The 14,766-nt window shown below is 70.2% G+C and carries 10 protein-coding genes; 3 read left to right on the top strand and 7 right to left on the bottom strand.

From position 1 onward, the window contains the following. Positions 1 to 137: 137 nt before the first annotated feature. A complete protein-coding gene (locus tag ABZ910_RS29850; RefSeq protein WP_361370889.1) occupies positions 138 to 1,478 on the top strand; it encodes an MFS transporter in 1,341 nt (446 codons plus the stop codon). A gap of 77 nt (positions 1,479 to 1,555) precedes the next feature. On the opposite strand, the gene ABZ910_RS29845 is transcribed toward ABZ910_RS29850, so the two are convergent. From ABZ910_RS29845 to ABZ910_RS29830, 4 genes are all read right to left on the bottom strand, one after another. Beyond that, entirely contained in the window at positions 1,556 to 2,797 is a 1,242-nt protein-coding gene (locus tag ABZ910_RS29845; protein ID WP_361370886.1) for an MFS transporter, read from the bottom strand. Next, a complete protein-coding gene (locus ABZ910_RS29840; protein ID WP_361370883.1) occupies positions 2,794 to 3,918 on the bottom strand; it encodes a pyridoxal-phosphate dependent enzyme in 1,125 nt (374 codons plus the stop codon). The genes ABZ910_RS29845 and ABZ910_RS29840 overlap by 4 nt, the downstream gene beginning before the upstream one ends. A gap of 120 nt (positions 3,919 to 4,038) precedes the next feature. After that, positions 4,039 to 4,440, bottom strand: a complete 402-nt coding sequence (locus tag ABZ910_RS29835; protein WP_361370880.1) for a hypothetical protein — start codon at positions 4,438 to 4,440, stop codon at positions 4,039 to 4,041. 143 nt (positions 4,441 to 4,583) lie between these two features. Further along, the gene (locus tag ABZ910_RS29830) at positions 4,584 to 5,693 is read right to left on the bottom strand and encodes a cation diffusion facilitator family transporter (protein ID WP_361370877.1); all 1,110 of its coding nucleotides are present in this window, start codon (positions 5,691 to 5,693) and stop codon (positions 4,584 to 4,586) included. A 294-nt stretch (positions 5,694 to 5,987) separates the two neighbouring features. Here ABZ910_RS29830 and ABZ910_RS29825 point away from each other — a divergent pair, with 294 nt between their 5' ends. After that, on the top strand, positions 5,988 to 7,931 hold the full coding sequence (locus ABZ910_RS29825) for an FUSC family protein (RefSeq protein ID WP_361370874.1): 1,944 nt from the start codon (positions 5,988 to 5,990) through the stop codon (positions 7,929 to 7,931). 69 nt (positions 7,932 to 8,000) lie between these two features. Here ABZ910_RS29825 and ABZ910_RS29820 read toward each other — a convergent pair whose 3' ends face one another. Beyond that, a complete protein-coding gene (locus tag ABZ910_RS29820) occupies positions 8,001 to 8,624 on the bottom strand; it encodes a flavin reductase family protein (protein WP_361370871.1) in 624 nt (207 codons plus the stop codon). A gap of 479 nt (positions 8,625 to 9,103) precedes the next feature. On the opposite strand from ABZ910_RS29820, the gene ABZ910_RS29815 reads away from it, so the two are divergent. Then, positions 9,104 to 9,853 carry a serine peptidase gene (locus ABZ910_RS29815; protein ID WP_361370868.1) on the top strand — a complete coding sequence of 250 codons (750 nt, stop codon included), beginning with the start codon at positions 9,104 to 9,106 and terminating at the stop codon, positions 9,851 to 9,853. A 7-nt stretch (positions 9,854 to 9,860) separates the two neighbouring features. On the opposite strand, the gene ABZ910_RS29810 is transcribed toward ABZ910_RS29815, so the two are convergent. Beyond that, positions 9,861 to 14,213: an AAA family ATPase gene (locus ABZ910_RS29810; RefSeq protein WP_361370865.1), complete on the bottom strand. Its 4,353-nt coding sequence runs from the start codon at positions 14,211 to 14,213 to the stop codon at positions 9,861 to 9,863. Positions 14,214 to 14,583: 370 nt separating this feature from the next. After that, positions 14,584 to 14,766: DUF418 domain-containing protein (locus ABZ910_RS29805; protein WP_361370862.1), on the bottom strand; the 183-nt coding region annotated here is incomplete at its 5' end.

Raw genomic sequence — 14,766 nt, 5'->3', positions numbered from 1 at the left:
GAGGACAGGGTAAAGCCCCGACCGGCCGCGATCACCTTTGAAAGACGGCAGGTGCGCACCCAAACATGTGCACACATGCGCACCTGAATGTAGAGTGAGACGCCCTCATCGCCACCCACCATCGAGGACCGTCTCGCATGCTTTCTGTCCTGCGTGATCGCACGTACCGTCACCTGTTCGCGGCCCAGGTGGTCTCTCTGGTGGGTACCGGGCTGGCCACGGTCGCCCTCGGTCTGCTGGCGTACGACATCGCGGGCGCCGACGCGGGCTCGGTCCTCGGCACCGCGTTGGCGATCAAGATGGTGGCATACGTCGCGATCGCCCCGGCCGTGGGCGCGCTCGCGGACCGTCTGCCGCGGCGGGTGCTGATGGTCGGCTCGGACCTGACCCGGGCCACGGTCGCCCTAGCCCTGCCGTTCGTGGACCAGGTCTGGCAGGTGTACGTCCTGATCTTCCTGCTCCAGGCCGCCTCGGCCGCGTTCACGCCGACGTTCCAGGCGGTCATCCCCGACGTGCTGCCCGCCGAGCGCGACTACACGCAGGCGCTGTCGCTGTCCCGGCTGGCCTACGACCTGGAGAGCCTGTTCAGCCCGGCCCTCGCCGCCGCGCTGCTGTCTCTGGTCACGTACAACTGGCTGTTCCTCGGCACCGTGGCCGGGTTCCTGGGCTCGGCGGCGCTGGTCGTCTCCGCGGTCCTGCCGAAACCCCACGCTTCCGACGTGCCGCGCACCGGCCGCGCCTACGCGAAGGCGACAGCGGGCACACGCCTGTTCTTCGCGACGCCTCGACTGCGGGCCCTGCTCGCCCTCAACCTCGCGGTGGCGGCGGCGAGCGCGATGGTCACTGTCAACAGCGTCGTCTACGTCCGTCACACACTGGGTCTCGGCTCGGCCGAGGTGTCACTGGCGCTCGGTGCGTACGGCGCTGGTTCCATGGCCGTCGCGCTGCTGCTGCCACGGGTGCTCGAGCGGGTCTGCGACCGTACGGTGATGCTGCGCGGCGCCCTTCTTCTCGCCGTGGTCTTCGCCGGGCTCGGCGGGCTCACGACTGCGGGCAGCGGTGGCTGGCGCTGGCCCGCGCTGCTGGTCATCTGGGCCGCCTTCGGTGCGGCGTGCTCGATGGTGCTCACGCCGACCGGGCGGCTGATCCGCCGCTCGGCGCCGCCCGAGGAGCGTACGGCCGCGTTCGCCGCGCAGTTCTCGCTCTCGCACGGCTGCTGGCTGCTGACGTACCCGCTGGCCGGCTGGCTCGGTGCCACGGCGGGTCTGGAGCCGGCGGTCGTCGTACTGGGCGCGATCGCCCTGGCGTCCGGCCTGTTGGCGGGGCGGGTGTGGCCGTCACGGGAAACGGTGGGCGTCGAGCACGAACACACCAGTCTCCACGAAGGCCATCCGCACCTGATCGACGCCGTACGCGTGGGCAACGCCTGGCGGCACAGTCACACACCCCTGCCGGACGCGCTCCACGCCCACCGCTGACAAAACTTCGCCGAGCCTGAGTACTCGATCGCCCGCCGCGGCGACCGGGGCAGGCCGGGCCCGACGGGCTCAACGCCTCATCCGGGCACCGGGATCGCGCTCGGCGCCAAATAGCCGGCCCGGTGCAGTCGCGCCACGAGCCCCGCGCAGCACAGGCCGGTGGCGGCCAGCGCCGCCCAAGGCAGCCACCGCACGCCGGTGTCGAAAAGGGCTCCCACGGCCAGGTTGCCGAGCGAGATCGCGATGCCGGAGGCGGTGTTGTAGGCGCCGTAGTACGTCGCGACCAGCCGGTCGCCTGACAGACGTACGACCGTGTCCATCTCGAACGGGTAGAGCAGCGCCCCTCCCCAGGCCAGCAGCGCCGCGCACGCTGTCAGTGTCGCCACCCCCGCGACTGCTCGGCGCGACCCGTGCAGCAGGGGCAGGAAGGCCGCTGCCATCGCCATCAGCCCGTACACGATCGCCTGCGGCCCGGACAGGTTTCGCTTGGCCCATGCGGTCAGTTTCAGCTGTCCGGACAGCGCCGCCAGCGCCGATACGGCGAAGACGGCGCCGGTGACCACACCGGTTTGGGCACCGAAGAGTTCGCGCGCACGCAGTGGCAGGGCGAGGTAGACCTGGAAGGCCAGGACGTACGAGCCGCTCATTGCCGCTGCGAAGAGCAGGAACGGCCGGTTGGCGGCGATGGAGCGCCAGTCGGTGGCAACCGCCCGCCAGACGGGCTCGGTGCCGGCGCGGGCAGGCGGCCGCGGAGGCAGTGCTCGGGACTGCAGCACGGCCAGTGCGCCGAAGATGAAGGCCGCGACGGCACACACCATGCTGAAGTTCCAGGTCAGCAGGGCGAGTCCGGCGAGTGGGCCGGCGAGGACGCCCGCCTGGTAGAAGACGTTGAAGGCGGCGAACGCCTCCACTCTGCGCTCCTCGCCCGCGTCGGCCGCGAGATACGCGCGTACGGCAGGGTTGAACAGCGCTCCCGCCAGGCCGGTCAGGGCCGAGGCCAGGACCAGCGCGGGCAGTTCGTCGGCCACGGCGAGGAGTCCGAAGGCGCCTGTCCGCAGCACACAGCCGATCAGGATCATCGGCTTGCAGCCGAAGCGGTCGGCGAGGGTGCCGCCGACGAGGAACATGCCCTGTTGGGAGAGGTTGCGCACGCCCAGCACGAGTCCGACGGCCCATGCCGCGAGACCGAGGCCGTGAGCGAGATGGTCTGCCAGGTAGGGCATGAGCATGTAGAAACCGAGGTTGATGGCGAACTGGTTCACCATCAACAGCCGGGCGGGACGGTCGAAGGAGGCCAGTTGGGCCCGCAGGCCCCTCATCGGACGGCCGCCTTCGTCGTGTCGCGCGCCAGTGGGTCACGCACCTGGCTGCACCGTGTCCAGCCGGTCACGACGCACTCGTCGGGTTCGGCGATCTCGTCCGGTTCGGTGGGCGGTTCCTGGTCCAGGAGTTGGTGCTTACGGCACCAGGTGTCGTCGTAGACGGTGTCGAGATACCGGTGCGGTCCGTCGGGGAAGATGGCGGCGACGCGGGTCCCGGCGGGATGCGTCCGTGCCACCCACCCGGCCACCAGGGCGACGGCGCCGACGCTCCAGCCGCCGGAGGCATGGTGGTGCAGCGCCAGTTGCCGGCACGCCCAGACGGCCTCGGCCGGTGCCACCCAGTGGACCTCGCCGAAGGCGGGGTAGTCGACGTTGGAGGGGTGGATGCTGGAGCCCAGGCCGCGCATGAGGCGTGGTCCGGCCGGCTGGCCGAAGATCGTGGAGCTCACCGAGTCGACTCCGATCAGCCTCACTTCGGGGAATGCCTCTCTGAGCCCTGCGGCGACGCCGGCGGAGTGGCCGCCCGTGCCCACCGCGGCGACCAGGACGTCGATACGGCCGAGCTGAGCGATCAGTTCACCGGCCAGTGGACGGTAGGCGGCTGCGTTGTCGGGGTTGTGGTACTGGTCCGGGCAGTAGGCGTCCGGGGTGCGGAGCAGAAGTTCGTTGACGCGGTCCCGGCGGGCCTGCTGCCAGCCCCCCTCGGGGTGAGGCCGGGCCACCTGGTCGACGTGGGCGCCGAGCGCGGTCAGCAGTCGGACCATGGCCGGCTCCATGCCCTGATCGGTGACGACCGTGACGGGATGTCCGAAGGTCAGTCCGGCCAGGGCCAGGCCGAGGCCGAGTGTGCCGCTGGAGGACTCGACGACGGGCGCACCAGGGGTGAGGTCGCCGCGCCGGCGTGCCTCGTGAATCATGTGCAGGCCAGGGCGGTCCTTGATGCCGCCTGGATTGACGCCTTCCAGCTTGGCGTGGAAACCGCGGCCTGATGGAGCGAAAGGCTCGTCGATCCACAGGACGGGGGTGTTGCCCACCAGTTGGGCGGGGCGGCGGGCGATGAGCGGAAGCGGGGCGTGGGGCCCGAGGGGTTCGAAGGGTTCGATCAGGGAGGGGCGCATGGGCGTACGGCTCCTTAGCACCTCGCTCTGGCGGCGGGTGCGGTCGACTGGAAACAGGGGCGCGCAGGCATGTCCCAGCCGTGCTGTTCAGGCGAGGACGAGGGCATGCGAGAGCGGCGCCTACTGGCGCCAGACGCAATGGAGCGTGAGGGTGTCGTCCTCGTCCGACGCGGCAGTGGCCTCGGGCGGACGTGAGCGGATCGCGGGGGTGAGCGCCGACAGTCTCGCCAGGACCGGAGCGAGAGGCAGGAGATGAAGGGCAGCGCCCGACGCCGTGTTGCCGCCTGAGACCCTGGGCCGGTCCACCGCATGCGAGAGGTGACCGTGTGCGTCGTGCCGGTGCTCGGGTGCCGGCTCGGCGCCATGACCGGTGACCGTGCCGGAATGAGGGCAGCGGCCCAGCTCGACGGCTACGTGCGGTGCGTCGAACGACGGACTGTCGAACGACGCACTGTGCACATTGGCCGTCAGGTGGGCCAAGACGAGCAGGACGAGCCCTGGCACGAAACCGGCTCGGCGCATGAATCCGGAGAGAACGCTCCCTCGCCGCACACCGATCACAAGCTCAGAGTAGTCGAATGATCACCCGACGCTATGGAGGTGTGAGCCATCGAGGAGACTCTCTGGGTTCGTTCATCTCTGGGAACAGTGATCGGTGCCGCGCATCATCCCCCGTGGTGGCGCAGCGCTGCGTGAGGGTCACCGCCGACCGGTGGATGGTCGGTGTGGACGGTGGCTGCGGTCAGGCGTGGCACGGCGTGCATCAGCGTGTGCTCGGCGTCGACGGCGCGCTCATGGGCCTGCACCACGGTGAGGTGGGGATCGACGACGATGTCCGCCTCGGCGCGCAGTGCATGGCCGATCCAGCGCATGCGCACCGAACCGACGTCGAGTACGCCGTCGACGTCACGCAGCGCAGCCTCGGCGGCATCGACGAGATGCGGGTCGACGGAGTCCATCAAGCGGCGGTAGACCTCACGTGCCGCGTCTTTGAGGACCAGCAGGATGGCGACCGTGATCAGCAGACCGACGATCGGGTCCGCGAACCGCCAGCCGATGGCGGCGCCGCCGACACCCAGCAGCACCGCCAGCGAGGTGAACCCGTCCGTGCGGGCGTGCAGACCGTCCGCGACGAGCGCCGCGGAGCCGATTCTTCGGCCGGTGAGGATGCGATATCGAGCGACCCATTCGTTGCCGATGAACCCGACGACGGCCGCGCACGCGACGGCCCGCAGATGGGAGATATCCCGCGGGTTGAGCAAGCGATCGACCGCCTCGTACGCGGCCAGCGCGGAGGAGGCGGCGATGGTCAGCACGATGGCGATACCGGCGAGGTCCTCGGCGCGGCCGAATCCGTAGGTGTAGCGGCGCGTGGGTGCCCGGCGCCCGATGACGAAGGCGATGCCCAGCGGAACGGCGGTCAGCGCGTCGGCTCCGTTGTGAATGGTGTCGCCCAGCAGTGCCACCGAGCCGGAGAAGGCCACGATGACGGCCTGGATCACCGTCGTCACTCCCAGGGTGCCGAGCGAGATCCACAGTGTGCGCATCCCTTCCCGGGAGGTCTCCATCGCGGAGTCCACCTTGTCCATGGCCTCGTGGCTGTGGGGTGTGACGAAGTGCCCCACCTGGTGCCGTAGGCGTGCCCATCGCCCGGTGCCGTGGCCAGGGGTGTCGTGCTCGTGGTCGTGGTCGGAGTCATGGCCATGACCATGACCACCGGCGGGGTGCGAGTGATGTCTGCTGCGCTCGTCGTGCGTGGGACGCAATGCGCTCATGGGTGCGCCTCCGACTCGGACAGAGGAATGCGGCACTCCTGTACACCCACTGTATTTGTGCGCATCTGGGCACGCCTCTTCGTCGATCGGACCAGGTGGTCGACCCGCGGTCCTGCGGGAGCGCGTGCGGGCGCCGGCGGTCCGAGGTCCGGCGAAATCTTCCCGGCCTCCGGACCCCGGGCCCGGCCCCGGATCAGCTCCAGATGTTCACCGAAGGGCCCCAGCACCCGCTTCACCAGGCGCAGTTGGGTCCGCGCGGGGACGGCTGACCGGTTCATGGTGATAATTACGGTTATGTCCCGCAAGTTCCCGGTCGACCTGACCCCTCCTGACTGGCTGGTGCGGAACCTGCGCCCCCACCCCGCGCCGCCCGTCAACTGGGCAGCGGTCGCACGGGCCGTCGTTGCCCTGGCCCTGCCCCTTGCGGTCGGACTCGGCACCGGGCACTTGGTCTATGGCGCCCTCGCCTGCCTGGGCGCCCTGAACGGCGTCATCGCCGACACCGCCGACGCCTACCGCATGCGGATCATCCACATCGTCATCCCCCAGCTCGTCGGCGCCGTCGGTATCGTCCTGGGCACCCTGGCATACGGCCGGGGATGGTACGCCGTCGGCATCGTCATCGTTGTCGCCCTGCTGTCCGGGATGATCTCCACGATCGGCGCGGTCGCCTCGGTCTCGGGCCTGCTGCTCCTGATCTACTGCATCATCGGTGCGGGCTTGCCGCTGCCCGAACCCTGGTGGTTGCCGCCCGTCCTGATGACCGGCGGCGGTCTGCTGGTCCTGCTCCTGACGCTGCTGGGGTGGCCGCTGCGGGCCGGAGTGCCCGAGCGAGTGTCGGTCGCGGGCGCCTACCGCGCGGTGGCGAACCTGCTCGCCGCCTGCGGCGACCCGGACCGGTACATCAGTCTTCGCTTCGACGTCACGCGGGCCCTGTACCAGGCGTACGACCTGCTCGTGTCCCACCGCGTCCGCCACCACGGCCACACCCGCGAATTGACCCGGCTACTGGCCCAGTTGAACGCGCTCACCCCGATCGTCGACGCGGCATCCGCCGTCCACGTCACCGGCCGCCCGCTGGCGCCCGAGGTCCCCGAGGCGGTCCGCCGTATGGCCGACGCCGTGGGAACCGGCCGAACGGGCACCCTCGAACTCCCCTCCCTCCCGCCGCCCGCCACCGGGGCGGCCCGCGCGGTCGACCACGCACTGCGGCACGCCGCCGAGGTCGTCACCTCCCCCGACGTCGACCCCCGCGGCATCGACGACCGCCTCGGCACGCAGGCCGCGCTCGGCATCCGTACCGCCCGCGCCGTCCGCAACGTCGCCCTGTGCGCCTGTTCCTGGCGCTACGGCCTGCGCCTGGCCATCTGCATCGCCATCGCCCAGATCCTGGTCTCCGTCGTCCAGGTACCCCGCTCCTACTGGGTCGCCCTCACCGTCGCCTTCGTCCTCAAGCCCGACTTCGGCTCCGTCTTCTCCCGGGCCCTGCTGCGCGGACTCGGCACGGTCGTGGGACTGGTGCTGGCGGCAGCGGTGCTGGAGGCTGTGCCGATCGGCTGGTGGGACGTACTGGTGATCGCCCTCCTGGCCCCGCTCGTCCCGGTCCTCGCCCCGCGCGGCTACGGCTACCAGACCGCGGCGATCACCCCGGTGATGCTCCTCGTCATCGACATCCTCACCCACCAGGGCACGGCACTGCTGCTCCCGCGTCTCTTGGACTCCCTCATGGGCTGCGCGATCGCCCTGGTCGCGGGCTACCTCCTCTGGCCGGAGAGCTGGTACACCCGCATCGGTCACCGCCTGGCCGACGCGGTGGCGCACACGGCGACGTACGTCGAGACGGCGTTCGGTCCCGACCCCGACCCCGTCGCCCGCGACCGCATGCGCCACCAGCTCTACCGCGACCTGTCCACCATCCGCACCGAGTTCCAGCGAGCCCTGACCGAACCCCCGCCCACCGGTCGCCGTGCCGCTGCATGGTGGCCAGTGGCCGTGGCCGTCGAACGCATCATCGACGCCACGACCGCGGCCCGTGTCCGCGTCCGCAACGGCGCACCGCCCCCGCCGCAGGCCGAGGTCCGCCATCTGGCCGGGCAACTGAGCGAACTCGCCAAAGAAATGCGCGAGGCCGACACCCTCACGGTCGGCCCCACCCAGTCGACAGGGCCGTCGCGCAGCGTCCTGGAACCGCTCCGCCAAGAGGTGGCGGCGGCCAGAGCCATCATGGCACCCCACTGACCAAAGAACTCCTCATCAAATGATCCTCGACGTGACGGGGCCACTCCCAGGCCGAAGCCCCGGGAGTGCTCAGCTGCGCTTGCCCTTCTGCCAGTCGCTCCAGCGGATCCGTGGCTTGTCCAGCACCTCGCCGACCGTCCCCCACTCGTTGCGACCCAGCCGCGTCAGCGGCCGCAGCAGCCCGATGTCCGGCAGCCCGTCCTCCGCGAGTGCCTCCTCGCTCACCACCGCGTGCACCACCCGCCCGAACACCACCGTGGAGTCGCCCAGCGTCAGCATGCTGTGCAGCACGCACTCCAGCGCCGCCGGCGAGGACGCGACCCGCGGCGGTTCGACCCGCAGCGAGGCCTCCTGCTCCAGCCCCACCGCCTCGAACTCGCTCACCTCGGTCGGGAAGTCGGTCGCGGTGTCGTTGACCTCCCGGAACAGCCCTTCCGGCGCGAGGTTGACCACGAACTCCCCGGTCTCCTCCACGTTTCGCAGCGAGTCCTTCCGCGTCACCGAGGTGAACTGCACGATCGGCGGCTCGACGCACGAGACCGTGAAGAAGGAGTGCGGTGCGAGGTTCGGCCGACCCGGGTGTTCCTTGGAGACCGTGGAGACCCACGCGATCGGCCGCGGTACCACTACCGCGGTGAGGAGCCGGTAGAAGGCGTTGTGGCTCATGGCCGAGGGATCGAAGTCGATACGCATGATCCCCAGTATCCGGGGCCGAGCGGCGCGGAACTCAGCGGTCCGGCGCCGAGCCTGAGTTTGATTCCTTCAGGGTTCCGGGTCCCTCCCGTGGGACGCGTCAGCTGACGCCTTGCCAGGAACGCAGGCGCCTTCCGCGCACGGGCCAAGGCCTCCTGAGCCCCGAGTTCCTGCTTGTACGCAAAGGGCCTCATGGTGTCCTTCTGGCGCTAATATGCCGTTCGTTCCGCCGAGTCGGCCTCCGGGAGGGACGGGGACAGGGCCGGTGATGCGCTGGGCTGGGCCTCGGGGAAGCCGCGGGGGCGGTTCGGATGTCAGCGATCGGGGAGGGCGCGCCGCGCTCTTGCCCGGCGTCGTCGTATGGCTGGGGGAGGCGTATGAGACCGCTGCTGGCGGTGCATGGGATTGGCAATTTCGAGGACGTCGGAACACCGGGGGAGGCGTCCGCGCTCATCGCGGGGCGATTGAGGCCCCGCCTCGTGTCCGGGTTCGCCAGGGCCGGGCTCGGCCACCTTCAGGTTCCCGAGCTGCGGGTCGCGTACTACGCGGACCTGCTCACCCGGCAGGGTCGGCAGGACGCCGAGGAGACGGACATCGACCGTCTCGATGACGACGAGACGGCGCTGGCCGTGGCCTTGCTGACCGCGGCGGCCGAAGCGTTCCCGGAGTGGAGGCGGCAGGGCTCCTTCACCTCGATGCCACGCCAGGTGCTGGACTGGGTGGCGCGTCGCAGGTCGGTCCCGGCCGAGGTGCTGGCGCGGGTGGCCGTGGCCTTCGCCCGGGAGGTGAACGCCTATCTGTCGTGGCCCGCGCGACGGCGGGCCGCTCGCCAGGCGGTGGCCGACGCGATCGGCGCGGTCCGGCCGCAGGTGCTGCTCGCACACTCCCTCGGCTCGGTCGTCGCGTACGAGACGCTGCACGCCTACCCCGCGCTGTCCGTGGACCTCCTGGTGACTCTCGGATCGCCCCTGGGTATACCGGGGGCCGTCTTCGACGCCCTGGAACCTGAGCCGCTTCAGGAGCGGGGAGCCAAGCCGCCCGGTGTGGGGAGATGGGTGAATCTCGCCGACCCGGGGGACCTGGTGGCGGTGCCACGGCGCCTGGGAGACCGCTTCCCGGTCGACCATGACGACGAGACCGCCATCGGAATGGTGCAGTTCCACATGCTCGGAGCGTATCTGGCCAGTGGCATGACGGCCGCGGCCATCGCCCCCTACCTCGACGGGTGATCGCCGCCTACCCGGCGCCCAGGCCCGGCCAATCGAAGACGGCTACCTCGTCTCCGTACCCGACGGCGATCCTGCCCTGCGCCGCGCGCACCGAGCGGACCGGGTACGGCAGACGGTAGGGACTGCACCACTCACGCTCGGTGGCGGCCGACCAGAAGCGCAGCCGCCCGTCGCTCCCTCCCGTGACGACGGCCGGCCCGTGCGCGGTGGACTGTACGGCGAAGCAGGTCCCGGAACCGTGATCAGCCGGAAGGCATCCCTTCAGGGCGCCGCTGCGGGGGTCCCAGAGCCGGACAGTGGCGTCCTCACCGGCGGTGACGAGCAGGGCTTCGTACGGCTGGCCGAGCATGCTCGCGATCTCCATCTGCCGGAGGCCGGGGTGGTGGCCGCAGACCCGCCAATTCGGGCTGCCGCCGACGTTCCAGGAGTGGATCACCCCGCTCGCGGCGGAGCCTGTCAGAAGCCAGCCCTTGAATCCCGCGATCACGTCCACGGTCTCGGCAGGACTGGTCAGTTGACGGTTCTCGCGGATGCGCTGATCACCGATGATGATCGACCGGTCCTGATGGGCGGAGATCCGACGCTCACCGGCGAGCGCGGTGACGGGGGTACTGCCCTTGGTGATCTGCCGGGGCGACGCGTCGACGAGCAGGTTCCATTCGTAGACGGTGCTTCCCGCGCCCAGGTGGAGGACCTCGCCGTGTCCGGCCAGCAGGTTCCAGCCCGCGGGCTCGTCCTTCGGAGGCGGCAGGACTCTTATGAGGCGCCCGTCGTCCTCCCACAGCCGGACATGACCGTCGGCGGCAAGACTGACGACGATCCTGCGCCCGCCCGAACGGCAGAGGGCAACGCTTCGCACCCGACCGCCATGGCCGCCGAAGGTGCGCAGCACGGAGCCGCTGGTCTCCGACCAGATTTGCGTGACGTGTCTGCTCCGCGAAGCGATGACACGGTGGTCGCCGAGGAACCCCGTGGTGTGCAACGGCTCGGCAGTGTCGGTGTATTCGGCCGCCACGGAGGTCCCGTCGTTCAGGTCGACCACCTGTGTCGTACCGCTCTTGGACACTTCGAGCACATGTCCGTCGACCGACAGCAGGATGGACGGGTCGCCCCTGTCCTCCCGGTTGCTCCGCGGCGACCTGCCGGACAGCCGCCAACTGACGGTCTTCTCGGCCTGTTTGGTCCCGGGACTCTCTGCTCGCGCGAACAGTACGGCCTCTCCGTCGTCCTGGCCGATCGCCATGGACAGCATCCGGCCGGCGCTGGGGTTGGAAAGCAGCCACAACTCGCTGCCGTCGAGCAGGCTCCACACATGTACGACCCGCTGCCCGGTCACGGCCGCCAGCACCGGAGTTCGGCCGACATGGCCGGTGGCCAGGTGGTTCACCGAGTCACCGCTGCCCTCCCACCGATACCGCTGCGTGCCGTGGTACAGGTCCCAGGCGCACACCGTTCCGTCCTCGCCGCCGGCCAGGGCCAGCCACGTCGCCCCGGCGCGGGCGAGGGCGACACTTGCCACGGGGCTCGAGTGCCCGAGGAACTCGTGGACGAGCTCCGCCCGGGCCAGATCCCAGACGTGGACGGAGCGGTCGTAGCTGCCGGTGATCAGGACGGGGCGTCCTCCCTGGACCAGGCCCACGGCCCGTGCCGGAGCAGGTTTGCGGTGTCCGTGCAGCCTGTCGCGCAGATGACCGGTGTCCAGGTTCCAGACGTGGAACGCCCCGTGCGTAGTGGGAGTGATGCCCACCGGTGAGCCGTCGACCTGACTGAGCAGGATCTCGCCCTCCCCGCCGCGCGAGATGTGCGGAAAGAGGCTGGTGCCTGTCGACCAGCGGGGAGTGGGCACGCCGGCGTCGCGGGGATCGTCACTGTTCAGCAGGCGTCGGGCTATCTCTGGGCTCTTCCAGCGGTGCGCGTCGAGGGCCAGTATCTGGCGTCGCTCCGCCGGGGTCGCGGGGCCGTGGACGTCGATGGAGGTGCGGTAGATCTGGGCATACAGCACCGCCTCGGGAGCGACCGCCTCCGTCAGGTACGGCAGCAGCGTCACGGGGTCGGCGTGGACGAGGAATTCCAGGTCGCGCAGCAGCTCGTCAACGCGCTGCGCGGCGTCGGCGTGCTCGATGCCGTGCCGGCGCAGGTAGGGCAATGCCAGATCCCAGGCGCAGTGGGCCTCTGCGGCATGGGGTTTCGGGCGCGGTGCCGCGGCAAGCAGGGCTTCCAGGCCCGTGGTCGCTCGGGTCTTGGCGCGGCTGTCCCGGGCGCCGGGCGCCGGCCCGGTCGGTGCGGCTCCGGTCAAGCCCGATGTCAGATAGTCGTTCAGGCTCTGGTGGAAGAAGCGGTAGAGCCGCCGTCCGTCGTTCTCGGTGGACTCGCGGAGATAGAACCGGATGGCCGCCAAGGCCTCCGCGGTGTCCGCCAAGGAGTGCGGCCGGCTCGGCACGGCGCTGCCGGTGCCGCCGGGACGCAGGCTGATGGCGTGCACCAGTTCCTGCGGAAGGCCGTCGCCGCGTGCCTGGGCCACGGCCGTCAGTACGGACCGAAGCCATGGGCGCTTGCGCTGGAGCGTACGGAGATGGAGTTCGAGGATGCCCGGCAGAGTCGTGGGCAGCAGGCGGTGTGCCTCCTCTCCGTTCACCGGGGCCTCGCGCTCGGTGAGGTAGTGGCAGAAGAGCGAGGTCAGCAGGAACGCCCCGATCTCCGGGGTGGACGCCAGCTTGGCGCCGACCGCGTCCGCGACAGCTCTGCGTAGCTCCGCCCGCCCGGCGCCGGAGTAGAGGGTGCTCTCCTCCAGTAGATCGCCGGCGTACCGGGCGAGGTCCGTGCGGAGTGCCGCAGTCGTGACCATGTCCAGGTCGATCTCCTGTCCTTGGCGGCGGCATTCGGCCCGCAGCGCGCCGAACCAGTCCCACCAGGGCCGGGTGCCCACGATCAGCTTGCACACGGGGATCTTCTGCTGGTGCCCGTTGACGATCCTTCCTGTCCATGTGCGGGCGCGGGCCAGTGGCAGCAGCACGGTGTCGACGAGCTCCTGCGGACGTACCGCCTCGTCGAGTGCGTCGATGACGACGACTGTCTCGCCGGGGGTGGCCTCCAGCTGGCCGATGAGCGATCCCACGTCCCAGGTGAAGTGCTGAGGAGCTGACAGACCCAGTTGGGCCGCGATGGAGTTCAGCACTTCCTGGGAGTTGCGCTGGCGTACATGCACGGCGACGAGGCGGGGGTGGACGTCGATCCTCAGGTCCTGCCGGACGGTGGAGGCGAACGTACCCCGGATGGGCTGAAGTTGAGGATGGGCGAGACACACCAGCATGCCCAGCAGCGCGGATTTGCCCGATCCGGGGCTGCCGGTGACCAGGGTGAGGGGCTGTGCGGTGACGCGTTCCGCCAACCATCGCTTGATCCGGCGGAGTTGGGTTTCTCTTCCCGAGAAGAAGCATCGGCCCAGCGGGTTCTCACCGAACTGGTCCCCGGATGCCCGACCGATGAAATACAGCGGGTCGAGACCCGCGTCGAGTTCGTTGACGAACGCCCTGAGGCCGAGGTCCAGATGGCTGAGCAGCCGCCCGGCCGGGGTGGGGCGGTACCCCGGGTTGGGGAAGAACTCGGGGTGCTCGACACCCGCTTCGGGCGTCGCGGTGCACAGCACCGTCTGCTGCGGCAGTCCGTGCCGCTCGCTGTGGCGTGCCAGCTCGCGCGCGATCTCGTCGGCCATGGTGGCCACCGACACATGGGCGAGAGTGGGAGCGAGGTCGAGCAGGCCCTGGCGCAGGCGGCCGAGCACGGTCGACGTCGCCCGGGTGAAGGCCGCCGCGAACGCGCTCTCGTTCTCCCCGCAGGCGGCGATCACCCAGGCCTTGCGCCGGTCGCCGCGGATCAACTGGGCCACCTGCTGGGAGACGGCCCGCCCGCCTCGGCACACGTCGAGCAGGAACAGCACCTGCCGGTCGTCCTCGGTGTCCTCCACCTGGCTCAGCCACTCGCCGATCTGAACGGCGGTGGCGGGGAGGGCGAGGCTGTCGGTGTCGCGAGCGGCGAGATACAGGGTCGTCTTCGATTCCTTGGTCAGACCGTGTCCCGCGAAATGCAGCAGCAGCGGCTCATCCGGTGACGCCGTGTTCCTCAGCCGATGCCATGCTCGCTCCAGCCCGGCGCGGTCGGGATTGCACAGGACCGTCCCGTCCAGGAGCGTGGTGTTCTTGATGCCCACGATGGTCTCGGCGAGCCTGCGTGCCGTTGGTACCACGGGGGGCAGTGGTTCCAGCCGGCTTCCCGTCCAAGGCCGGTCCGGGCCGGTCTGCCGCGGATGCACCGCGCGCTGCTCGTGCGTGAACAGTCCGACCCCGACCACCAATGCCCGCATGGTGCCACCCCCGTGACCTTGCTCAAGACATAGCTCGCCTTCCGGCATTATCGCGTCTTCACCCGGTTGCGTACACGCATTGCCACCCAGCGCCGCCTGGGGCCCTGGCCGACGGCACCTCCGCTACGGAGACCTCCTCGCAGCGCCCACGGACACGCCCCGTCCAGGACCTGTCCGGGCAATTACGCGGCCCGTCAGGGCTGTAACACGATCACGAGCCGGCCACTTTGGTCGTCTCCAGCCGATCGGACTGCCTGTCAAGAAGAGGGAGGCGTCGTGGAGTTCGACAGAGACGGCCAAGGCCTCTTCGCCTGTACATCCACGACGGGCCCGGCACCGCCGGTACCGGGCCCGTCTGCCATCCCTCCTCCTACTTGACGTGCCGCGCAGGTTGTGTGGCCACGTGGAGGAGGTGCTCCAGGGGGCCGCGCCGGTAGCGGCGCCCCCACACCATCGCCAGGAGCGCGGCCGCCGCGATGAAGCCCAGCAGCACGGGCAGGGCGGACAGGGTCCCGCTGTCGACGGCCGGCACGTACCAGACGTCGGCGAAGAA

This window comes from Streptomyces sp. NPDC046805 (genome assembly GCF_040645355.1).
In the GTDB taxonomy this organism is placed as follows: Bacteria; Actinomycetota; Actinomycetes; order Streptomycetales; family Streptomycetaceae; genus Streptomyces.
This window is presented reverse-complemented; position numbering and strand designations above follow the sequence as displayed.

What these genes read in the sequence shown, in the direction of transcription:
- ABZ910_RS29850 (WP_361370889.1), top strand. Translation starts at nt 138, where the DNA reads ATGCTTTCTGTCCTGCGTGATCGCACGTACCGTCACCTGTTCGCGGCC.
- ABZ910_RS29845 (WP_361370886.1), bottom strand. Translation starts at nt 2,797, where the DNA reads ATGAGGGGCCTGCGGGCCCAACTGGCCTCCTTCGACCGTCCCGCCCGG.
- ABZ910_RS29840 (WP_361370883.1), bottom strand. Translation starts at nt 3,918, where the DNA reads ATGCGCCCCTCCCTGATCGAACCCTTCGAACCCCTCGGGCCCCACGCC.
- ABZ910_RS29835 (WP_361370880.1), bottom strand. Translation starts at nt 4,440, where the DNA reads ATGCGCCGAGCCGGTTTCGTGCCAGGGCTCGTCCTGCTCGTCTTGGCC.
- ABZ910_RS29830 (WP_361370877.1), bottom strand. Translation starts at nt 5,693, where the DNA reads ATGAGCGCATTGCGTCCCACGCACGACGAGCGCAGCAGACATCACTCG.
- ABZ910_RS29825 (WP_361370874.1), top strand. Translation starts at nt 5,988, where the DNA reads ATGTCCCGCAAGTTCCCGGTCGACCTGACCCCTCCTGACTGGCTGGTG.
- ABZ910_RS29820 (WP_361370871.1), bottom strand. Translation starts at nt 8,624, where the DNA reads ATGCGTATCGACTTCGATCCCTCGGCCATGAGCCACAACGCCTTCTAC.
- ABZ910_RS29810 (WP_361370865.1), bottom strand. Translation starts at nt 14,213, where the DNA reads ATGCGGGCATTGGTGGTCGGGGTCGGACTGTTCACGCACGAGCAGCGC.